This window comes from Primorskyibacter sp. S87 (genome assembly GCF_049801055.1).
Lineage (GTDB): Bacteria > Pseudomonadota > Alphaproteobacteria > Rhodobacterales > Rhodobacteraceae > JBNAGF01.
Genome location: NZ_JBNAGF010000002.1, coordinates 508,314 through 532,182, shown reverse-complemented (window position 1 = coordinate 532,182; position 23,869 = coordinate 508,314). Strand labels below are relative to the sequence as shown.

At 59.0% G+C, this 23,869-nt stretch carries 12 protein-coding genes; 2 read left to right on the top strand and 10 right to left on the bottom strand.

Going from position 1 to position 23,869, the window contains the following annotated elements; genetic code table 11:
* Positions 1–40: 40 nt before the first annotated feature.
* Positions 41–12,136, top strand: coding sequence for a hypothetical protein (locus ACP15U_RS06050; protein WP_425044242.1), 12,096 nt, complete (start codon positions 41–43; stop codon positions 12,134–12,136).
* Positions 12,137–12,138: 2 nt separating this feature from the next.
* Here ACP15U_RS06050 and ACP15U_RS06045 read toward each other — a convergent pair whose 3' ends face one another.
* The 3 genes from ACP15U_RS06045 to ACP15U_RS06035 all read right to left on the bottom strand — a co-directional run bounded on the left by ACP15U_RS06045 (position 12,139) and on the right by ACP15U_RS06035 (position 17,045).
* Positions 12,139–13,458 carry an HlyD family type I secretion periplasmic adaptor subunit gene (locus ACP15U_RS06045; protein WP_425044241.1) on the bottom strand — a complete coding sequence of 440 codons (1,320 nt, stop codon included), beginning with the start codon at positions 13,456–13,458 and terminating at the stop codon, positions 12,139–12,141.
* Positions 13,455–15,596 carry a type I secretion system permease/ATPase gene (locus ACP15U_RS06040; RefSeq protein WP_425044240.1) on the bottom strand — a complete coding sequence of 714 codons (2,142 nt, stop codon included), beginning with the start codon at positions 15,594–15,596 and terminating at the stop codon, positions 13,455–13,457. Before ACP15U_RS06040 ends, ACP15U_RS06045 begins: the two co-directional genes overlap by 4 nt.
* 84 nt (positions 15,597–15,680) lie before the next feature.
* Entirely contained in the window at positions 15,681–17,045 is a 1,365-nt protein-coding gene (locus ACP15U_RS06035; protein ID WP_425044239.1) for a TolC family protein, read from the bottom strand.
* Positions 17,046–17,280: 235 nt separating this feature from the next.
* Between ACP15U_RS06035 and ACP15U_RS06030 the strand changes: the two genes are divergently transcribed.
* On the top strand, positions 17,281–17,973 hold the full coding sequence (locus ACP15U_RS06030; protein ID WP_425044238.1) for an OmpA family protein: 693 nt from the start codon (positions 17,281–17,283) through the stop codon (positions 17,971–17,973).
* A gap of 172 nt (positions 17,974–18,145) precedes the next feature.
* On the opposite strand, the gene ACP15U_RS06025 is transcribed toward ACP15U_RS06030, so the two are convergent.
* Genes ACP15U_RS06025 through hisD form a run of 7 tightly spaced genes read right to left on the bottom strand, consistent with a single transcriptional unit; the run spans position 18,146 to position 23,856 of the window.
* Positions 18,146–19,267, bottom strand: coding sequence for an alpha-hydroxy acid oxidase (locus tag ACP15U_RS06025; protein ID WP_425044237.1), 1,122 nt, complete (start codon positions 19,265–19,267; stop codon positions 18,146–18,148).
* 3 nt (positions 19,268–19,270) lie between these two features.
* Entirely contained in the window at positions 19,271–19,825 is a 555-nt protein-coding gene (comE, locus tag ACP15U_RS06020) for a sulfopyruvate decarboxylase subunit beta (protein ID WP_425044236.1), read from the bottom strand.
* The gene (locus ACP15U_RS06015; RefSeq protein ID WP_425044235.1) at positions 19,822–20,328 is read right to left on the bottom strand and encodes a sulfopyruvate decarboxylase subunit alpha; all 507 of its coding nucleotides are present in this window, start codon (positions 20,326–20,328) and stop codon (positions 19,822–19,824) included. Before ACP15U_RS06015 ends, comE begins: the two co-directional genes overlap by 4 nt.
* A 49-nt stretch (positions 20,329–20,377) precedes the next feature.
* Entirely contained in the window at positions 20,378–20,788 is a 411-nt protein-coding gene (locus tag ACP15U_RS06010; RefSeq protein WP_425044234.1) for a universal stress protein, read from the bottom strand.
* A 29-nt stretch (positions 20,789–20,817) separates the two neighbouring features.
* Positions 20,818–21,798, bottom strand: a complete 981-nt coding sequence (locus ACP15U_RS06005; RefSeq protein ID WP_425044233.1) for a zinc-dependent alcohol dehydrogenase — start codon at positions 21,796–21,798, stop codon at positions 20,818–20,820.
* Positions 21,795–22,556, bottom strand: a complete 762-nt coding sequence (locus tag ACP15U_RS06000) for an SDR family NAD(P)-dependent oxidoreductase (protein ID WP_425044232.1) — start codon at positions 22,554–22,556, stop codon at positions 21,795–21,797. The genes ACP15U_RS06005 and ACP15U_RS06000 overlap by 4 nt, the downstream gene beginning before the upstream one ends.
* The gene (gene hisD, locus ACP15U_RS05995; RefSeq protein ID WP_425044231.1) at positions 22,549–23,856 is read right to left on the bottom strand and encodes a histidinol dehydrogenase; all 1,308 of its coding nucleotides are present in this window, start codon (positions 23,854–23,856) and stop codon (positions 22,549–22,551) included. Before hisD ends, ACP15U_RS06000 begins: the two co-directional genes overlap by 8 nt.
* Positions 23,857–23,869: the final 13 nt, after the last annotated feature.

Genomic DNA, 23,869 nt, shown 5'->3' with positions numbered 1-23,869 from the left:
TAACATTCCTAAAGATGTATCGACGGTAAAAGCTTGAACCATGACCACAATTGAACCAGCGACTTCAGCCAGTTTGTCTCCGGATACAACACAGGAGAAGTTCAGCCAACTGATCGCTGAAGCGTCACCGCTCGTGACGGTAATCGAACTCGAGACGCTCAAGGCCGTTGTGCTACCATCAGGTTCCAGTGTCGAGCGGCCGTTTCTGTTTGGCGACCACCTGGCGTTGCTTCAGCCCGACGGAACCGTGATCCTTCTCGAGGACGTTGCCGGCAAGAGCCTTCTGGTGCAAGTCGAAGGGCGCAACGTGCCTCTTGTGCGCTTGATAGAGGTCGCCGCCCCGGAAGGTTCTTGGCCAACCTTGGCGGATGTGCCCACGATCCCGCTGCATTTCATCTTTAACCCTGGCGCGGCCGAACCGGGCTCTGGCGGGGGCGAAGGGGTTGATGTTCTGGACCCGCTGGAGGGGCTGGTTTACAACCCCCTGTTGCCGCCGACCGGCTACACGTTCCCCGTTCAAGACGATTGGCCCTATGGCGGTTCCAACAAGGATGGCTCTGCCCCCAGTGATTTCGACATTGTCATCAACGGACCGATCCGGCTTACCGAAACGGATTCCACGCTTGATCTGCATCCGGCAGACTACATCACCATCAACATCCCCATGCCTGAAACCGGCGAAGAGGTTACACAGGTAGATCTTGAACTGGCGCGCTTGCCGCTTGGAACCCTCACTTCGCACGGAACGCTGGTGCCGGATGGAAATGGCACCCTGACCCTTGAGTTTTCGGGCAGTTACGCAGATTTTCTCGCGCTAAGTTTGACGCTACCTCAGGACTTTTCCAGCCAAAGCCGCCTTGACGCGCCCACCGGGCCTTTGCCGGGGAATGTGGAGGTCTGGACCAATTTCCAAGGCTATCAGCAAGAACCTTTCGTGACGATCGTCGCGGTCGAAGGTGATGCAAGTGTGCCTTCGGGTGAAACGGATCTGGTGGAAACCGACGCGCCTGTTACTTTCCGTCCGTCCGACACGGTTTTACCGAAATCGACGGATATCGACGGCTCGGAACACATCCAGCAGGTAGCCATTGCCTTCGTTGGTTTGCCTGCCGGCGCTCTTTACTCTTCTGACAATGGCACGACCTTTCAGGCGGCCCCTTCTGACCTGATTTTCAGAGGAACGCTCGCGGAGTATCAGGCGCTGGTCATTCAGCTGCCAACGGATTTCTCGACCGAAAACCCCGTCACACGCATCTTTGCCCAAGTTACAGCAATTACCAATGAAGGTGGTCTGGATTTCGGGCGCCTGGATGTGGTGGTGGATTATGAACTCGATGTGACGCTGACCGCGCCAGCAGAACTGCGGGCGGAAGAAGACAGTAACGGTGGCGACGGGTCCGGCGCGACAATCAATATGCAGATCTCCGTTGCGGCTACCGATATCGACGGCTCCGAGGACAGCACGACGGTCGAGATCGCGTTCGTCAACGTTCCGCGCGGAACGATCTTTAGTGGCGGCAGCTACAACATCTCCACCAGCATATGGAAAGGCTCGATGACAGAGGCCGGGTCACTGACACTGACCTTTCCGGGTGATTTCTCGGGCACCGTGGAGGCAACGATCCGGGCTCTCAGCCCGGAAGGCACGGTGGAAACCAAGCAAACGATCATCATCGAGGGCACCGGCGATGTTAACTTTGATGTCTCCGAGCTGACCGCGGCCGAAACCGATGCGCGGGTCGAGGTCAACCCTTCCTCGACCTGGAAGGTCGTGATCACCGATTTCGATCCCAACCCGCCCGGAGAGATGGTTGAGACAATCACTCTCACGCTTGGTGGCCTACCACCTGATGTGCAGGCGCTTGGCGTCCCTGCAAGCACGATCAGCTATGACGCCACGTCTGGCGGCACATTGATTTTCACCGGGACCGAAGCGCAGTACCAGTCTTTGCGCCTGTCCTTTCCAACCGACTACTCGACGGAAAGCCCCGATAGCGACGGTCTCATCCTCACCGGGACTCTCGCCGCCACTTCAACCGAAGACCCGGTCGGAGCAGACACCCCGGTCGAGCTGCGAATAACCCCCGAAGGTGATGTCGTCATCGACACCAGCCTGCCAGATACGGTGCCGGACGAAACCGACGCGCCGACGCCGCTTGTACCCTCCAACCTTCTTGCACCGACGGTTACCGACATGGACGGCTCCGAAGCGCTGGATTCACTAGTGCTGACGATTACCGGTCTGCCCGGCAGCGCGACACTGGCGGATCTCGGCCTCGACCCACTTCCGGCAGGTGCCACACATACACTTGGCAATGATCCTGCCACAGGCGCCAGCACTTTGGTGATCACGTTGGACGCTGCCGCCGTAGGGGATGTGCTGGCCACCTACAATGCACTGGCCCTGTCGCTGGCAACCGATTTCTCGACAGCCAACCGCAACGACCTGACAAATGGGACTACCAGCCTGCCGATCGTTCTGACCGTACAAGTGCAGACCGACGAAGATCAGGACCCGGCCAGTGATACACCAGTGGACGGAACAGCCATCGCGTCGCGGCAGGTGGATATCGGTTTTGAACTTGACGTGGATCTGTCCGCACCGGCTGACCTGACAGGTGACGAGGATTCTGCCAGTCCCGGTGTCGTGGTGGATCTCGGCATCATCGTTGCGGCCACCGACATTGATGGATCAGAAGACAGCACCACGATCGAGATTACTTATACCGGTCTGCCGATCGGCGTCACTTTCAACGGCGGCAGCTTTGACCCGGCGACCGGTATCTGGACCGGCAGCATGGTCGAGGCCAATGCTCTGATGCTGTCGCTGCCAGAAGACTATTCCGGCACCATCAATTCGACCATAAAGGCGATCAGCCCGGAGGGGACCACTACGACCAGCCAGAGGATCGTCATTTTTCCCACGGGCGACATCGTGTTCGACGCAGTAGAACTGGTGGAACAGGAAACCGATGCGGCACTGGCAATCACTCCTTCCTCCGCGTGGAAAGTTTCCGTCGATGATACGGACGGGTCAGAGCGAATTGACACGATCACCTTGACCCTCGCCGATCTGCCGTCCGGTGTCGTGGTTCGCGGCGTACCGCGCAGCACGGTCACCTACGATCAGACTGCTGGCGGTGATTTCACATTTGCAGGAACCGAGGCGCAGTATCTGGCGCTTGAGTTGCTCTTTCCCAGGGACTATTCAACAGAAAGCCCGGCGGCCGATGGTATGACGCTATCCGGCACGCTCGCCGCGACGTCGAACGAGGATGCAACAGGCGGCAGCACACCCATCACGCTACGCATCACGCCCGAAGGTGACGTTATGGTCGACGACACCTTGCCTGACACGGTGCCGGACGAAACCGATGCGCCGACACCCGTGACTCCATCGTCATTGTTGTTGCCTCGAGTGCTTGATCTGGACGGGTCGGAAAGTCTTGAAACACTGGTCCTGACCATCGCGGGGCTGCCGTCGGGATCGAGCGCAGGCAACCTGAATTTGGTATCACCGCCCGGCGCGGGGACGACCTTTACCGCCGATATCCTCACCGGATCAGACACTCTGACCATCTCGCTTGACACCGCCGCCGTCGGGGACGTGCTGGCAGCCTATCAGACCATCACGCTTGAACTACCTGCGGATTTCTCAACTGCCAACCGATCCGATCTGAGCAACGGGGACGTGACCCTTCCCCTGACTCTGACCGTAAACGTGCAGACCGACGAGGATCAGGATCCCGCCACCGACACGCCGACAGATGGAACCGCCACGGCAACCCGCGTTGTTGATATCGGTTTCGAGGAAGACATCGAACTGACCGCGCCGTTAGTGATCACCGGACAGGAAGACGATGGCAACACTGGTGACCCAGATCTTGGCGTCACGGTCGATCTGGATATCGACATCGCCATCACCGATCTGGACGGGTCGGAAACTGCAGACCCATCCGACCCGCGTTTTGCTGCCTCGGTCCAGATCACCTACCCCGGCCTGCCAGCCGGTGCCACCTTTAACGCAGGAACCCTCACCGGCGAAGTCTGGACTGGCACAGTTGCCGAAGCCAACGCCCTGACGCTTTCATTTCCCGGCGACTACAATGGAGTATTGTTAAGCCCGATTCAGGTAACCACTCCGGAGGGGACCGAAACAACGCTCCAGGTCATTGTCATCACGCCCACGCCCGACATCATCATTGAAGGTGACGTGACCGTCGATGAAACAGACGCGGTTCTTGAAGTTCTGCTCAGCGACTTCATCTCGATTCTCGTCGGCGGAGGCGAAACGATCCTGTCGATGACCTTCGATCTCGACGGTCTGCCCGCTGGCACGGTTGTCACCGATGGCGCGGGCACACCGATCGGCAGCTTTACGTCCAATCCCGATGGAACGGTCGACTATCTGTACCAGTATACCGGCAGAGTGTTCCCGACGAACGCCACCATTTTCCTGCCGCAGGACTACTCGACCACCAGCCCTTTTCAGCAGCTTTTTGCCGACATCACGGTTACGACAAATAATGGCACGGTATCCGAAAGCATCCCGTTCACCGTCACCGAGGAAGGCGATATCGATGTCGGTGACGGCAGCTTTACGCTGACCGAAACTGATGCGCCTCTGACCTTCAAACCCTCGTCTCAGATCACCCCGGTTGCGACCGATATCGACGGGTCGGAAACTGTCGAACTCATCGGCGTTGTTTTCAACGCACTGCCAACAGGCACACGTTTCTCAACCGATGATGGCGCAACCTTCCAGATCGCACCTGCCACACTGAACTTTGTCGGCACGCTTATAGAATACAACGCGCTGGTCATCGAACTGCCTGCTGATTATTCGACCCAGAATCCCGCGACCACGCTTGAGGGGCTGGTCGTCGCCGTCACCAACGAAGGTGGCGTCGATCAGGGGGCGCTGACAGTCACGGTCGGAGCCGAAGGGGATCTGGACCTCACCGGCACCGGTGTGATCCAACTGGATGAGAACGACACCCCCGGCGACAGTGACGAAGACAACACCACAAGTGCTCCGATCGAGTTTCGGTTGACCGATGCCGTCGACGCCATGGCAACAGATGCCGACGGTTCCGAGAGCATTGCCGAGGTCGATGTCACCGTTAATGGTCTGCCGGCGGGAGCGCTCTATTCCACCAATGGAGGGCTGACTTTCACGGCGGTTCCGAGCGGTTCCAGCTTCACGTTCGATAATCTTACAAAAGCACAGTATGACGGGCTGGTCTTTCGCCTGCCTGATGATTTCTCCACGACGACCGATATCACCGGCGAGGTCACGTTCACCACGGACGAGGCCATTCTGGCCAATGAGACAGATGTGGACGGCACCGATGGGATCGAAACACTAAGCTTCACAGTCACGGTGATTTCCGAACAGGATGTGGAAATCGCCACCGCCGATATCACGGTTAACGAGGACGAGGGCCAGCCCATTGCCCTGAACCTCGACGCGCAAGTGACCGACATTGATGGGTCGGAAATGATCACCGGGATCACGGTCGATTTCGCGGGCCTGCCGACCAATGGCGATACTGTTCTGAGTGACGGCACAGTTTTGAGCGGTCCGAGCGATAGCTGGATCGGCCCGCTTGCAGACCTTCAGTCACTAGCAGTGGCTTCCCTGCCCCAGCATTTCTCCGGCATTATCGACATCACGGTGAACGTTTCCACCAACGAGGGCGACCCGGCGGGAACCTCCGAAACCTTCCAGCTGAATGTGCGGCCGGTGGCCGAACCGACATTGGTGCTGTCAGTCGATTCCAGCCCCGATACCGTGGACCAGATTTCGGCCGACAACTTCATCGTCAAGGAAGATAGCAGCTTCTTACTGACCTTCGACGCACAGACACCGGACCGGGATGGATCGGAACAGCTGACTCAGATCGTGGTCGAAAACCTGCCCGATGGTTGGGTGCCGACCAATGGCGGAACAGTCGATCCTGCTCTCTTTGTGCGCGGCGCGGCGGATGTTGCGTCGGCGACGATTTCGGGCACCACGCTCACGATCACCCTGAATCCTGGAACAACCGTTTTTGATGGCGCTTTGCAGGTGGCACCGCTGCCTGATGACGACCGCGACGTGGCGACCATCGTGGCCAATGACCTGCGGGCCACAGCTACATCCGAGGACATGGCTGCCGGCCTTCCCACGGATACCAAAACTGCACAGGATGGCGTCAACGTGGACGTGGACGCGGTGGTCGACGGTATGTCCGTCACGGTCGCCGATGACCGCACCAAGGAGAATACCGGCGGACAGAAACGGATCAATCTGGACCTGAGCAGCGTTGCACTCCAGGACACCGACGGGTCGGAAGTGATCGAAAAGCTCGACCTGACCATCACCGTCGCCACCGAAAGCGACAATTTCGATCCCAGCGACAACAGCCAGCTTTTGGTCGATATCGCAGACAAGAACCTGCGCGGCTATGTGGCGATCACCCAGACCGGTTCTGGCGCCAATAGTGTCACCTACGAAATCGCCCGCGCGCCGACCGCGACCAGTGAACAATTCGCTGATGCGCTGGAGGAGTTGCGGATCACGGTCCCACAGCATTTCAGCAGCATTCTGACCCTGGACGGCAGGCTGTACAACAACGAGACCACAACGGGCGATGTTGAAACCGACACGACCGACAATTTCGGCACCACCGATTTCCGGATCGTTGAAACCATACGCCCGGTGGCCGAAGCGGATCTGACAGCCTCTGTCTTTGTCACCGACCCAAGCTTTGTTGCAACCGATAGCCCTGATCGGGTCGAGGCAAGCATCGAGGACGGTTCGATCTCGGGCTCCGAGATCCTCACCTTGCTTGAAAGCACCGCCGATGGCAGCGGTCCGGGACAGGTGGACCTTTTCATCGGGCTGGATGCCTCTACCCCGGACACGGACGGTTCGGAACAGTTGCAAACGTTGACGATCACGAATGTTCCAACCGACTGGATCGCCGATTTCCTGAGCAACAGCACGGTCACGCAGGGCGCCTTTTTTGAACTCAACGGCGGGCTGCCACTGGCTCAGTCCGAATATGACAAGATCGCCTCGGCCAGTTATGACGATACCACTGGTCTGCTGTCGATCGCCTTTGTGGCCGATGTCACCAGTTTTGCCGCCTCTATCAAGCTCCGCCCCTCGCTCTATGAGGACTACGACGTGGATCGCATGAACGGCGATCCCTTCTCTTCGCTGGGAACGTTCTTTGGCGATGATCTGCAGATCGAGATCCTGGCCCGCGACGACAATACCGCCGAGACCGACGACCAGAAATCGGATGCCACCTTTGATGTGGACGTGGATCCGGTCAACAACATCGCCGTCATTCTGGCGCTGCCCGAAGGCAACGAGCAGGTCATCGATGATGCCGGGGGTGTCTGGCAGATCCCGTTCACGCCTGTCATCCAGGATACCGACGGGTCCGAAACGGTCACTGCAGTGGTGATGAAAAAGGTGCCTTCCTCTGTTACCGTCTACGTGGAAAACCCCAACGACCCCACCGGCGACAAGATCCCTGCCCTGCTGACCGAGGTAAACAATCCGCCGGGCTTCAATTCATGGAGCCTCGAAAACGGGGAGTGGCAAACAGCGGAACTGAGGGGCATCCCGCTTCACTTCGCGGGTGACTATCCGCTGGTGATCGACGTGGTTACCACCGAGGCAGATGGAGGCGGCACGCGGATCACCTCGCTGAATACGGTTCTGCGCGTGAATCCGGTGGTTGATGGCGGCGATCCGAGCGAGACCGCATCCGGGTTCGAAGACCGTCCGATCAGGGTGGCCATAGACGGCAACATCATTGACAACATGAACAATTCGCCTGGGTCGCCCGAAGCAATCCTGGGAAATGTTGTTGTCAGCAACATAGTCCCGGACTCCAAGGGCAGAGTTCCCCGTTTCTTTGACGGCTTGCCACAAGCCGAGCCCGGCAACGCAAACAAGTTCGTCAACGAGCTCCTTCCGTCCGGCGGCGGAAACCTGATCCTGTCCGCCAGAGAGGCGGCCAATTTATGGCTGCTGCCGGGTAAAGACAGCAACGAAACCATCCGGTTCGATGTATCGATCGAGTATTACGAGACGATCGATCCGTCCCAATCCACCGTTGCGACCGGAACAGTAACGGTCGATGTAATTGGGATCGCGGACGAACCGATCGTGACTTTCCAAAACCCGGATCCGACGGACGATCCCGGTGCAGGTTTCACCGATGACCAGATCGATGACACATTTCGACCTACAGAGATCGTGGACGGCGTGGCAAACGCAGATCGTGTCTATGGCTACGCTGGCAAGGACAATGCCCCATTCCTTTTGGGTAGCCGCTTGCGTGACCTCGTCATAACATCGGGCGTGATTACCCCTAGCGCCCTCTTTACTCCGGCCGATCCTCTGACAGGTCAAATGACCGAGATGCTGTTCGGCGGGATGCTGGACGGTTCGGAAACGCTCTACTACATCATCACGGATGTCGACCCGAATGTATCGTTCCTGGGCGGCACACCCATTGACGCCACTGGTGAATCCTATGTCGTCACCGAGGCGCAGCTGGCTACGCTTCGGTTTGTTCCGTCCAATGTGAACGAAGTCACTTATTACGACATGACTCTCAATGCGATTGTCTTCGAAGATGATCAATCACTGGCTGGTCTGATCGGAACACCCGAAGAAATTCTGCGACAGATCGATGCCCTGCCCGGGGGCAGTGTTGTCAGCAAGGATTTCACGGTTGTTGTCGTTCCCGAACCCGGTGGTGGGCCACCAACACCGTGCGAGCCTGAGCAGGAATTGCCGCTGCCCGTTCTCAGCCTTGTCGGGAGCGGGGATGAAGACACTGAAATCCCGTTCAAGCTGAAGATCACGCCCAACCCGCCATACTGGGATAGCATCGACGACCTGTGGAACCTGCCCAACGGGGTGATCGGTGATTTTGGTCTGGCCATAGATCTGCCGCCCGGGGCGTCGCTCAGCAGTGATCCTCCGGGCGCTGTTCTGTACGACCCGGTGACAGGTCTATGGGTAATCGACATCGAGGCGCTCGGCGTGGATCCGAGTGATCCGACGCAGACTGCGGGAAGTATTCTCTTTACGCCGCCAGAGCATGAATCCAGCCCTGCAAACCCGTTTGCTCCGTCCGAAACATTCGGACCCGACGATCCGTATGACAACCTCAACTCTTTGGAATATCAGTCGCTTCTCAACAACTTCACCTGCAACACCACGTCTTCCGGCAGCGGGGAGTTCTCGATAACCATCAATCCCGTCGTGGATGGGCCGCAGATTATTCTCGCGGGCGGCAACTCCTTTGACGAAGACACGACTTATGATCTGAAGCTATCGATTTCAGGGATTGATGGCGGGGAACGTGCGTCTGGCAAGGTGCTTATCGATGTTGACAGCACCAATGGCGGGCAGCTTTTCGATGCAAACGGAAACCCGCTCAGTGGCACTGACATTGGCGGAGGGATTGTCCGTTACGAGGTGTCCGTAAATGATCTGCCCGGGCTCACTCTGACCGCGGCCGAACACTATAGCGGGCCACTGCGGATCCGGGTCACCGCAAACAGCGAGGACGTGGACGGATCTATCGGATCGACAACGGTGACGCGAAACCTTGAAGTCATCCCGGTAGCCGATGTTCCAACCTTCGAGTTTGACGAAACTGTCATAGACCCGGAAACGATGCAGCCGTTTGTGGATACGTCCGGCACGGTTCCGATGATCACGGCGATCGAGGATATTCCTTTCAACCTGTCGACAGTTCTGACCCCGGACTCTCCGGATCAGGACGGTTCGGAAACGATCTCAATCGTCTTGTCAGGTGTTCCGGATTACCTAAACGTCACAGGCCCATCAAACAACGGTTTCATTGACAACGGCGACGGTTCTTACACGATTTCCCGCACGGCTTGGCCGCTTGTCGCCGTTCAGCTGAAAAGCGACCACGCCCGCACGCCGGATTCGCTTGACCCGACCCTACCAGCACAAATCCCTCTCAAGGTCACGGTCAACACACTGGAATTGGCCAATTCCGACCAGGAAAGCGGCAGCCAGGATATCATTCTAAAGGTGCGTCCGGATGCTGATGTTCCAACGCTTCTGGCAGAAATCATGCCCGCGAGCGGAACTGAGGATGACGGCGCGATCTACACGATCAACTTGCAGGGCAACACACCTGATCTGCACGAGACCATGCATTTCGAGATCAAGGTACCGCCTGGTGGCACAATCCTTCTCGATGGCGTCGCCCAACCTGCTCCGGGCGGGGTTGTAACCTTGAGCGGTCTGGCCGGAGCCTCAGCTTCGGTCAAACAGGGTAAGGTGTTCTTTCCGGACGGAACGGTTACCTATGAGCCACCGAAAGATTTTGCCGGGATGGTTTCGCTCGACGTGGTTGCGGTGACAACCGACGCTGACGGGATCTTCACCGATACCGAAACCTCGCCGACCGAAACGCTTGATCTCGATATCGCAGTGGCGCCGGATCTGATCCTCGACGTGCTCGACCCGGATGTGGAGCTGGACGAGACCGACGCACCGCTCGATTACATGCCCGCACCGGATTTCGACATTCAGGTCACCGACATGGATGGTTCTGAGGTCGTGGATAACGTCACATACACCATCCTTGGCGTCCCAGACGGGACCACCTACACCGTCGGCGGCGGATCTCCAGTGGCTGTGATGGGCGATCTGAACTTTTCGGGCAGTGAAGCCCAGTTCAGCCAACTCACCGTGACCTTCCCGCGGGACTATGCGACCAATGGCACGCCGCTTGACGGCTCTATCCGCGTCACCACCAATGAAGGCGGTGATGAAAGCGGCAGTTTCACCATCGATATTGACGGTGAACTTGACCTGACAGTGGCCACAAACGTCATGCCGCAGAGCATCGCGCAAACCGGCAACCCGATCACAGTCGATTTTGGGATAAACGCGCAGGTTACTGACACGCAGGCCACCCCATCCGAGCAACTCGAACTGGTCGTCGTGCAGTTCACAGCCCCCCTGCCTGCCGGAACCACAGCATCCTCCGGCACGATCAGCGGCGATCGGCTTACCTTTGCCCGCGGGTCGCTGGTACCGGCCGACTACGCTGCGCTGGTGGCGGCACTGTCGATCACTCTGCCCGGTGATTTTGCCGATGACCTGAGCGGCACGATAACCGTCAGCACCAATCACGGAGACGCCCCGGCCGAACCCTTCATGGTCGAGGTCAACGATCAACCGGATATCTCCGGACCAGTTATGGTCTCTTCTACCGATCCGGTGTTCTTCATCACAAATGCGGAACTGCTGGCGAATGCCTCCGACCCGGATTTGCCCTTGTCCGTGGAGAATGTAGTTGCCGACGACCCGCTCGTGACAGTGACGGAACTGGCCGGAGGGGTGCGGATCTCCGTTCCCGACGCTTTTGTCGGAACTCCGACCCTGACCTATGATGTGGTGGACAGCGGCGCCGGCCCGGCTCGGTCGCAAGCTACGGCAGATCTCGACATCGACACGTTGCAGATGGAGGCAAATGGCACTCATTTGGGTCCGGACGGCGTAACCCGTGACCTGATGGATGACGTGACAGGAGCAACCGGCGGCACGGATATCGCAAAGGGCACGGCCAATGATGACGCGGTGATCCTGACAGGGGCAACGGATTATGCCGAAATCGAAGGTTTCGAACTTCAGGGCGGGTCGGATTTCATCGACCTCAGCGGTTCGGCCCAAGGATTCTCGGTGGATGCCGGTAGTGGCGATGACTGGGCGATCGGCAGCGGCGGCGACGACGTGCTGACAGGAGGCGCAGGAGCGGACACTCTGGAAGGCGGCGCCGGCGCAGATGTATTCGCGATCACGGATCTGGCGACATCCGACATCATACTGGATTTCGAAGAACCCACAGGCATCATCATCCCGATGGGCGTGGACCAGATCGACCTGACCACAGTGGTTGCGTTGACCCTTGGCGAGAACCTCTCGGACCATGTTGGCTATAACAACGGCACTGGCGCACTGACAGTCGATGGTAATCTGGCTGCAACTGTCGAAACCGCGCCGGGTGTCTTTGCAAGTGAGGTCGAAGTGATTTTCACCAACGCCGCCGGAGCACAGGAAACGGCGGTGATCTGAGCCTATCGCTCCCGCATGGCCTCCAGTTGGGCCTTGCGAAACGGTTTGAGCAGATAGTCGAGTACCGATCGTTCCCCGGTGAGAATATCGACCGATGCAACCATTCCGGGGCGGATCTCGTGTGTTTGGTCGCCCTTGCTCAGCGTTGTGCTGAAGGTTTCGATCACGACCGGGAAATAGATCTCTCCGGTGGCCTCATCCTGCTCGGCGTCCGCTCCGACCCGTGACACCTGACCGGGGATGGAGCCGTAGATGGTGAAATCGAAGGAGGTCAGTTTCACATTGGCCTCAAGCCCAGGATAGACAAAAGCCACGTCTTCGGGGCGCACGCGTGCCTCCACCTGCAGACGATCCTCGACGGGAACGATGCGCAGGATCTCTTCGCCCGGTGCAACAACCGCACCGATCGTGTGCACGTTGAGCGCGGATACCACCCCGTTCACCGGCGCGCGCAACGCTGCGCGTGTGACGACGTCGCTGGCAGTTTTCATCCGTTCCTCGATCACGCTGATCTGGTTGAGCGTGTCCGACCGCTCGACGCTGATTTCGGCCCGGCGCTGCAAACGAAGCTCGGTCAACCGCGCATCCGCCTCACTCAGCGCAGACACGGCCTGCCCACGACGGCTGGTCAGGCTGTCCTGCTCCTGCCGTTTGGCCGACAATTCCCGCTCGATCGGGATTATCTGCGCGCGCGGCACCACACCACTTTCGGTTTTCAGGCGGATCTCTTCATCCAGCAAGGCGATGTTCTCGGCGATACGGGCAAGCGCGGCTTCGGTCTCCTCGACCTCCTGCTGGCGTTGACTGGCCTGTGCCTCCAGAACGGCCCGTTGCCCGATATGGCTGGCGGTGCGGCTGTCGAAGATCGCGCTTTCCCGCAGGGCCAACGCGCTTTCGGGATCTATTCCATCTGTTGAGAAATCAACGACCTCCGCACCCTGCATTTCGGCGGCCAACCGCAGGGCGCGCACCTGCAGAGCCTGCATCTGTGCCCGAAGTTCTCCCAAAGATGCCGCCGACCCGGTATCGTCGATCCGCACCAGAACCTGCCCGGCTGTTACCGTTTGTCCTTCGGCCGCAAGAATTTCACGTATAATGCCGCCTTCGAGGCTTTCCACCACCCGCGCCTGCCCGGCCGGCACCAAACGCCCGGTTGCGCGGGCCATTTCCTCGATCCGAGCAACCGAAGCCCACCAGATCGCGGCGACAATCAACCCTACCATGACGGCGAGGAACAGCGTCAGCATGCGTGAACTGCGCCCGATCCGGGCAGCATCGCCGCCTTGCGCAAAATCCCGCAAATCCCAATCGGAGCTGCTCATGGTTCGCCCTTGTTCAACCGGGCCAGAACTTGCGCCCTGTTTCCGTCCATTCGAATCTTCCCGTTGTCCAGCAGGATCACCCGATCCACCAGATCCAGCAGGCCCATACGGTGAGTGGAGATCACGACCGTCATCGGGCGCTGTTCCAGAACGTGTTTCAGGCGCTGCACGAACCGACTTTCACTCGCCGAGTCCATAGACGAGGTCGGTTCGTCAAGGATCAGAACCCGCGGTCGCGGCAGCAGCGCACGGGCCAGCGCCACCATCTGCCGCTGGCCACCGGACAGGTTACGGCCGCGTTCGGTGATTGGCATGGCAAACCCCTGCGGATGAGCGGCTGCCAAAGCGTCGACACCAGTCAGACGGGCCACCCGAAGCACATCCTCACCGGTCGCCTGCGGCATCCCGAAGGCAATGTTTTCAGCCAGCGTGCCCGAAAAGAGCACAGCATCCTGTGTCACCATCTGCACATCGCGCCGTAAGGTGGCCGGGTCCAGTTGATCTATGTTCAACCCGTCTATGGTCGCCAGACCGGATGTTGGTGAATACAACCCACTCATGAGCCGCACGAGACTGGTTTTACCCGCCCCGACCGGGCCGATCAGGCCGATCCGTTCCTGTGCACGGGCGGCAAAGGAAATATCGACCAGCGACGGTAGCTTCGCCCCTTCATATTCCAGCGAAACGTCGCGAAATTCGTATGAACCCAAGTCAATGCGCGCGTTGAGCGTAGCGGCGGGCCTCGCCTTGTCCGAAGGACGCGACATCAAGGCGTTCAGGCTCCGCAGCGTTGAAAAAGCAAAGCTCGCCCGCACGAACAGCCCTGACAGAGCCGCCGTAGGTGCCAATGCACGACCCGACAGGATCATTGACGCAATAACCGCACCCATGGTCAGGTTTCCGTCAAGTGCAAGGTAGACACCGATGATCACGATCCCCACCGAGGCGGCCTGTTGCGCCAGTGCCGTCGCGGTCGTCGCAAATGTCGCAAGCTTTCTGGCGCGGTCCTGAAGCCTGGCGCTTTCCGCGACCTGCCGTTCCCATCGTGACTGCATCCGCCCCTGCCCGGCCACTGCCTTGAGCGTTTCAAGTTCGGTCACCGCCTCAACGGCCACGGCATTCTTGACCCCGCTCATGCGTCGGGTCGCATTGGATGTGCTGCGCAGCGGGCCCAGCACCATCAGCCCCATTATCAGAACCAGAGCCAGCGCCACGGCAGGTGGATAGGCCAGCGGCCCGCCGATATAGAAAATTACTGCAACGAACAGCAGGCTAAAACAAAGGTCGGTGATTGTTGCCAATGTCTGCGAAGAAAAGAAATCGCGAACCTGTTCATAGTCCTTAAGGTTGTTTATGAGCTCTCCCGAAGGCTGCGCCCCGGCCTGTAGCCGCAGATCGGCAATGTGCCGAAAAATCTCGGATGAAACCGCCTGATCTACCCGGCGACCAACATTGTCGATCACCGCCGCCCGCAGCCATTTCAGAATCGCATCGAAGAAAAGGGCCACTCCAACACCGGCGGCCAATGACCACAACGTAATCAGAGCCGAGGTCGGAAACACCCGATCATAAACATTCATCGTGAAGATCGGCACTGCCAAACCCAGAAGGTTGACCAGCATCGAGGCCAGAATGACCTGAATGTAGTCAGGCCAGAACCGTCGCGCGACGCTCCAATACCAATGGCGTTGCGTTTCCGGAGAAGAAGGCCCCGCCTCTTCCTTTTCTTCGGGCCGCAACAGCAGTGCGTGACCGGCATAGGTATCTGCCAGATCTTTCTCGGGAATCGACTGCGGGTCGTCCGATCTGGTCGGCCAGACGACCTGAGCATCATCGCCGCGACGAGAGACCAGAACGCAGGCCTCGCGACCTCGCAAGAACAGGATTGCCGGCAACACACTATCTGGCAGTTGGCTCAGCCTTCGACGGGTCAGATGCGCCCGAAACCCCTGAGCTTCGAGCGCCGATTGCGCCAAAGGTGGCGTCAACAATCCATCGGCGGGCAGCGGCACACCTGCAAGCAACGCGTCGGTCGAGGCATCCCGCCCTTCAAGCCGCATGGCCGCAACCACCGAGGACGCCAGCGGGTCCGGAGATCTGTCAGGAAAATCCCACTCTCGCGATGCACCCTGCCGCACAACCCGTGGCTCTACTCGAACTCGGGAAACCGGGCCTTGCTTTGCGGTGGGTTCGGTAATCTCGGCTCTCCCAACGGAAGGGTCTTACTTGTTCTCGACAGATTTCCGCCAGTCGCGGAAGGTGCGGGCATCAAGCTGATCGTCAACGCCATCACTGCTTAGTTCGGGTGCCCCGATCCGCTCCTTGGCATAAGCCCGTGAATCTTCTGGCGGTTCAATGCCCAATGTGGGCAGCAGAATGCCAATGGAGGCCAACAGCCTGTATTTGACGTAAGATTCCAGCGACTGGGCATTGATCAGATTGGCCTCGGCCTGAAAAAGAGCGTTCTGAGTGTTCAGTACATCCAGCAAGGACCGCGTACCCACAACGTATTCTTCCTCATAGGTCTCGCGCAAACGCCGCGAAAGACGGGCTTGCGCGTCAATTGTCTTGAGGCGCCGTTGCGCCGATCGCAATGTGCTCCAGGATTGTCGCACTTCCCGTTCGACCAACCGGGTTTGCGACAAAAGCCGAGCCCGACTTTCACCCACCCGGCGGACATGTTCCTGCCGAACCGCACGCTTGTAGCCACCCTGGAATTCGTAACGCAGAACAAGGCCGACGCGCCCATCCTGCCGACGACCTTCAAATCCGCCAACGTCATCGCCATAGCGACCATCAGCTTCAAGGGTCAGCTCGGGATACTGGTTTGCGTTCACGCGCCGGGACAGGGCCTCGGCTGAGCCGACATCGGATTGAAGGAATCGGATCGTCGGGTTTGTGTTTCGGGCCTTGGCGATGGCATTGTCCAGAACAGAGGGAACCGAGGCACCGATATTGGGAACCGACCCGAGATTGCGCGCCTCTACCCCGACAGTCGCCAAAAACAGGGTTTTGACGTCTTCATAGTTAAGTTCAAATTCAAGAATCGTGTCCTGGGCCAACACCACCCGTTCTTCGGCTTGATTCAAATCCCCGATGCCGATGACGCCGCGATCAAATCCAGTCTTTAACCGGGCAAACACATCTTGGTGATAGGCAAGATTATCTCGCGCCAGTTTCAGCAAGCGCTGGCTGCGCAGCACATCCGAATAGAGACGAACGGCCTCAAGTGACAACACCTCGGACCGTTCCAGCACGCGGTATGCGGCCGCATCGATCCGATAGGCTTGCCGCTCGATTTCCGAGCGGGTTTGCCAGCCGTCAAAGAGCATCTGGGATATGCGCCCGGAAATTTCATACCCGGATACCGCGCTCGAAGCTGCGCCCAGATCCGGGGTTGCGGTGCCCTGATTGCGGCTCGATCCGCCCCAGGCCTCAAGTTCGATCTTTGGCGCGTAGAAATTGCGGGCTTGTTCGAGTTCGAACTCGATTGCCTGCTTATTCGCTTCGGCCGCTTTGATGTCCGGATTTGTCTCCAGCACATAGAGGATCGTATCTTCGAGCGACAAAGCTTCCGCCGCGCTCATGGCAAGCGGTGACGCCGCAATTAACGATGCAAACGCAATACTTCTGAACAAATCAAATCCTTTGAGCAGCAACCCCTATGCAGCAACCAGAGATTGACCGGGATACCCGACGATTGCAACAGGAATGCAACAGAAAAAGCCCGTGTCCCGATCACACGGCGCTTGTTCATCGGCAAGTTATTGTTCAAACTGCCCCAGACTGTCCCAGACTGTCACGTATGATCAGAGATGGATAATGACTGGACGAATTGCGCGCCTGCTGTTGAGCCTTTTGTGTTTGTCCCTTCTGCCCTTTGCGGCGGTTGCGCAAACCGTCGGAACGGTCAACTTTGACTTTGATTCCGATCAGCTTGACGCGCAGGCGCTTCAACAGGTCCGGTCGATAGCTGACAGCCTCAAGGCTTCACCCAGCTACAAGCCGACAGTCGTTGTGGGTTACACAGATGCGGTGGGAACAAGCGCTTACAATCGCGATCTGGGGCGTCGCCGGGCACAACGCGTCGCAGAGGCACTGGTCGCTGCGGGGGTCCCGGTAGACAGGGTTGGTTCCATTGAAAGCCGCGGCAAGTCAGAGCTTCTCGTCGCCGTCGCGACACCCGAACGCCGCAACCGCCGGGTCACCGTGACACTTGACGATATTCTCAAAGCCTGCCGCACCTATCGCGAAGTTCAGCTCGATGCCTCTTCGGTGGGTGACGCGCTGCAAAACGATCTCGAATCCAGATTGGCGGACGCGGTCGCAAACTACTCCAGCCTTAAGACCAACGGCCTGAATGGCCCGGCCTATCAAATGGCCGGAGCCGCACGCGAAGATTGCAACCGCGCAGTGGGCTTCAAATCGGATTCCATCCGTAAGGTCGAATACGCCAAGAAGTGTTTTTGCAGTTCGGCAAGGATGCAGGTGGCGTTGGGCCTCGTGACCCCCTGACAATTGAGGTGGCATGAGGCTCGGTCCCGTTCAGATCCACCGAATGGGATCGAATAGGCTTCGGGTATCTGAAATCGTAACCCACTTTTGTCGGGCCGTTCTTTCCATCAGATAGCTTTCAGGCTCTTGTTTCGGGTCAAACTCCCGTTACCCCGCCAATTCTCATTCCGGGCTATGCAGACAAAACGTCTCGTCGGCCTTCGCCAGCTGGTGAATTGGTTCCGGTTTGCGCCATGGCGATTGACAGTTCCGCGCTCAGGACGTCCCACAGACGGTGCAATCCTTCTTCGCCCGCTGCCGCGATCGCAAACTGAAGGATACGGCCGAAAAAGGTAAAGTCTGCTCCATTTCCAAGGGCACGCAGAACATCCTCTCCTGAGCGAAGTCCGCTATCGTAGAAAACTGGGAAATCTGACCCGACAGCTGATCGTACTGCCTCCAACGCGTGAATTGGGGCCGGTGCGCTGTCCAATTGGCGCCCGCCGTGGCTCGAGACTTGAACCGCGTCGGCCCCCGCGTCCATGCATGCGACGGCATCCTCGGCATTCATCACGCCCTTGACGACAAGCTTGCCTTGCCAAATGTCCCGAAGGGCCCGCAATGTGTCCCAGGTCGCGCGGGCCCGGCTTTCGGTCCGGTCGAAATCGAACCCTTCGAGTTCAAAGTTCGCCATCTGCGGACGCCCGCGAAGCAGTGTTGCCAACGACCAGCGGGGGTGCAGGGCGAAATCGACAAACTGCCTCGGACCGATACGGAACGGCATGGAAAACCCATGCCGCAACTCTCGGGGCCGCCGACCAACCTCGGGTACGTCAGCTGTCAGAACCAGAACGTCATACCCGGCGGTTTGCGCCCTCTTGGCCAGTTTCAGCGTCCCCGATCCGTCCCCCGAAAAGTAGAGCTGGAACCATGCATGACCTTCAGCCTCCTCTATCAGGGCCTCCAGCGGCGTAGATGACATTGTCGAAACGCCAAGCGGCACACTGTAGCGCGCCGCCAACCGGGCCAGCATCCTGTCCGCCCCGGGGCGGGATAGGTTGCACATTCCCATCGGAGCAATGCCGAACGGACGCTTTGCCTGCTGACCCAACACCGTTGCATCCAGCGATCGTGTGCTGACATCCTTCAGGATCCGGGGCTGCAGGCAAATCCCGTCCAGAGCGGCACGGTTTCTCGCCGCGCCGGCCTCTGATCCTGCAGCGCCATCGATGTAGTCAAACACCATCCAAGGCAGGCGTCGGCGAGCAAGCTGCCGCGCGTCCTCGCTACAGTGAATTCGCTCGGCAGCCCCCACCGGTCAGCTTGCAACCGCCTTCATGAACCGGTCCCGGATGACAACGGGATCCATCGTGATCACCGGCATCTTGGCATTGCCGCTGTCGCATTTCACAACCATCACCGTCATTTTGCCGCTGTCGATCGCGTCCTGCAGGGCCTGTCCCGTGTCCACGTCGCGCACCTCGACAACGCTTTCGCACCCGGCCGCACGCGCCATCCCGGCCAGCGATGTTTTTCTGCCGGCATAGGTCGGCTGGTCGCCGGTGGATCCGTAGGAACCGTTGTCGATAATCATCAGGATGTAGTTATCGGCCACGTTGTTGCCAATGGTCGGAAGCGTTCCGAGATTGGTCAACACCGAGCCATCGCCGTCGATCGCGATGACTGTTTTGGGCTGCGCCAGAGCAAGCCCCAGCCCGATGCTGGAGGCAAGCCCCATGGTCCCCAGCATGTAGAAATTTGTCGGCTGGTCATCGATTGCGTGCAGTTCCTGACTGGGAATACCGATATTGCAGACCACCAGCTGGTCGCGGAGGATCGGAGCAATCTCCTTGAGAATTTCAGAGCGGATCATTGGTCGCCATAGCCTCCCCAGAAATTTGCGTCCGTCAGGATCGCCACGGGTTTGTTGCACATGAAGGTGTATTTCAGGATGGTGTCGAGCTCATCGACGTCGCCCTGATGGTGAAAATGGTAAGTCGGGATGTTCAGCTGCGCCAGCAATGCTTTGGTATGCACGGCCATCTCGACCTGACAGGCGACGGGCTCTCGCAGTTCTCCCCGGTAGGAAATCAGCATGGGCAACGGCATCCGGTAGTACTGGATTAGCGTCGCGAGCGTGTTGATCGTCACCCCAATCGCCGTGTTTTGCATGATGATCGCCGGCCGCTTGCCGCCCATCCATGCCCCGGCGCAAAGTCCCATTCCCTCATCTTCCTTGTTGGACGGGATATGAAAGATCTCGTCGCGCTGATCGATCTCTTCGATCACCCCGGCCAGTTGCTTACAGGGCACGGTGGTCACAAACGAGATGTCGTTGGCAACAAGATCGTCCGCGATCTTCTTGTCGATGCTCATGGTTGAATTTGCCTTTCAGGAAGTGCGCCGATCTGCGCTGAATCTGGTTTCAGGAGCCGCGGTGAACGTGCACCGCGCAGGTGGCATGTCGCACGACCCGCGCCGCGTTCGATCCGATGAAATAGTCGCTCAACCCGGGTTTGTGGGATCCCATGACGATACAGTTTATCCCGTGCTCGTTGGCGAAACCGATGATTGTGCGATAGACGTGCCCTTCGATCACATGCCGGTGGACCCCCGGCTCGCCATGCAGTTTTTCCTCCATCCGGCCTCGGGCCTGTTGGAAAATATGTTCTGACGTCGTCTCGTTCTGGGTGGCCTGGGCCATCCCATAGGGCGCCTCGACCACATGCAACGCATGGATTTCGCCATCCGGAGACAGCAGCTTGCGCGCGATCTCCAGAAGTTTGTGTGAAAGGCCATGATCAAGGGCCAGCGGAACTAGGATTTTGTCGTACATTGCAACCTCCGTTGAAACGGGTGTTTGGGTCAGGCCCATGGTGTCAGAATGATCTTAGGCGCCGATACCGCGTGCCTGTTAAGATCTTTGAACGCCCGAGCCCCTTCTGCAAGCGGACGTTTCTCGAACCAGTCAAGCGGGCCGAGCCGCCCCGCAAAGATCGCCGAGGCCGTGTCGCGAAAGTCCTGATCGGTATAGGTATAGGTTCCGATGAACTGTATCTCCTGCAGAGTGATACGCCGGATATCCAAACCGCCCCGGTCCTCGCCCAGCCCGATATGAGCGATGACCCCCCCCGGACAGGCCAGCGCAGATGCCAGAGCGCGGGTAACGGACAGACCGACGGCATCAATGACGACGGCGAAATCGCCTTGTGGGCTGTCTACAACGTCAAAACCGCAGATATCACTCAGGAAATCCTGTCGCGCCTCATTGCGTTCGGCAATGACGACTCTGTCCACTCCCATTGCACGCAAGGCCAGCACGGCCGCGACACCGATCGCACCGCCTCCGATTACAAGAGCGTCCCTCCGCCCTCCTTCGGGCAAGGCAGACAGAGCAAGCCGGGCCGCATGCCAGCTGACAGCCAGCGGTTCCGCAAGTGCCGCCTGTTCCAGCGGAACATTCTCGGGAACGGTCGTCAGGTTCCGGCTGGGCATCGACACATATTGTGCGAACGCCCCCTCGCGTGGTGGCATGGAGATGATCTGGCGCTCAGGGCACAGGTTCTCGCGGCCAGCCTGACATGCCGGGCAGATGCCACAGGTCACCAGCGGATTTATCGTCACCCGTTCACCGGCCCGCGGCCCGCCCTCTATTGTCCCCGCCGCCTCGTGCCCGAGGATCAGTGGCGCAGGACGGCGACTGTCATGGCCCAGATAAGCGTGCATGTCCGAGCCACAAATCCCGACAGCCTCGACCCGGATCAATTCGCCAGTCATTTCTGTCGGCGGGTCTGCCACTTCCTTGTAGCTGAGGGTTCGGGGTCCATCATACACCAGAGCTTTCATTTCGCAGTATATCCCCCATCAACCATCAGGATCTGACCGGTGACATAGGCCGATGCATCCGAGCAGAGAAACAGAAGCGGCCCGTCGAGATCCGATGTGGTTCCGTTTCGCCCCACGCAGGTCTGGCGCGCGTTTCTCGCCGCTCTTGCCGGATCGTCAAAAACCGGCGCGGTCAGTTCCGTTGGAAAAAAGCCCGGCCCGATCGCATTGGTCAGAATGCCGTGTCCTGACCAGGCTTCGGCCATGGCCCGTGTCAGCTGCCCTACCCCGCCTTTGGACGCGCCATAGGCGATCCCGCCGGGAAACGCGCGACTGGTCTGAAGGGACGCAAAGTTCACAATTCTACCCCAACCCTTTGATTTCATGCCCCCAACCAACGCCTGACTGAGAAAAAATGGGGCCGACAGGTTCACTGCAAGCGTTCTGTCCCACCCGTCCGGCGTGACGTCATCGGCAGGTTGCCGAAGATTCAGCCCGGCCGCATGGACAAGGATATCCGGCGCGCCGAACGGAGCACAGACAGCCGACACCAGATCCGGCAAAGCGTCCCGATCGGAAATGTCTGCAACAACTGCATGGGCGTTGTCCCCGGCTTCGGCCTGCCATGACAGCAGCGGGCCTTGCCGGCGCGCTACACCAACGACGCGGGCCCCTGCCCGCGCGAGTAGGGTCGCCGCGTGCCGCCCGATGCCAGAGCTTGCGCCCGTCACCAGCGCCGTCTTTCCAGAGATGTCAAACAGGTTCGTCATGTCACCCATCTGCGGTCAGATCAAAGTCTTCCTCCGGGAAATACTTGGCCAGACGAACGTCTGCCGCTCGGGCATGGCCCTCCATCCCCTCAAGGCGTGAAATACGGGCCGTTGCCTCGGCCACTGCTTTCGATCCGTCGCGCGTGGACCGCTGCCACGTCACGATTTTCATGTACTTGTGCACGCTCAATCCGCCGGTATAGGTCGCGGCCCGCGAGGTTGGCAGAACGTGATTGGTACCGGATGCCTTGTCCCCATAAGAAACAGTGGTCTCCTCGCCCAGAAACAGCGACCCGTAGCAGGTCAGACGCGACAGCCACCAATCCAGATCGGCGGCCTGCACGGTCAGGTGTTCGGGCGCATATTCATCAGACGTGGCGGCCATATCCTCGCGATCCGAACACAGGATCACTTCGGCGTAGTCCCTCCAGGCTGCCGCGGCATTCTCGCGGTTCAGCTCCGGCAGATCTGCGATCAGTCCCGGCACAAGGCGCAGCACCTCTTCGGCCAGTGGCCGGTGATCGGTGACGAGCCAGACCGGCGAGTTATATCCGTGTTCGGCCTGGCTCACGAGGTCTGTGGCCACGATGAACGGGTCGGCCTGTTGGTCCGCAAGGATCAGGCTGTCGGTTGGTCCGGCAATCATGTCGATCCCCACCAGTCCGTAAAGGCTACGCTTGGCCTCGGCCACGAACTGGTTGCCGGGGCCAACGATGATGTTGGCCTTGGGCAGGCCCAAAAGCCCATAGGTCATGGCCGCGACGGCCTGAACTCCGCCGATGGCCATGATCTTGTCGGCCCCACTGATCTTCGCAGCATAAGCGATTGCCGGGTTTACCCCTTCGGACGGCTGCGGCGGAGAACAGACGGTGATGTGGCGGCACCCGGCAACCTTGGCCGTGGTCACGGTCATCACAGCGCTGGCGATATGCCGATACCGCCCGGCCGGCACGTAACACCCTGCCGCATCCACCGGAATCGCTTTCTGGCCGGCAATCAGTCCGGGAACGATCTCGTACTGAATATCCGAAACGGTTGCCTTTTGCTGTTCGGCGAACCGGCGCACGTTATCCTGTGCAAACCTGATGTCATCCTTCAGCTTCTGAGGCACCTTCGAAGCAGCCTCGGCGATCTCGTCATCCGACAAATGAATGTTGCCGTCATATTTGTCGAAGCGGGCCGCGTATTCCAATGCAGCGGCATCGCCCCGCTCAGCGATGTCGGCAAGAATGTCGGTCACGGTTTCGCGCACCTCTCCGGCATTGGAAACCGAGGTAAGCGTTGCTTTCTTCAAATATGTTCTGGACATCAGATCTGGCCCT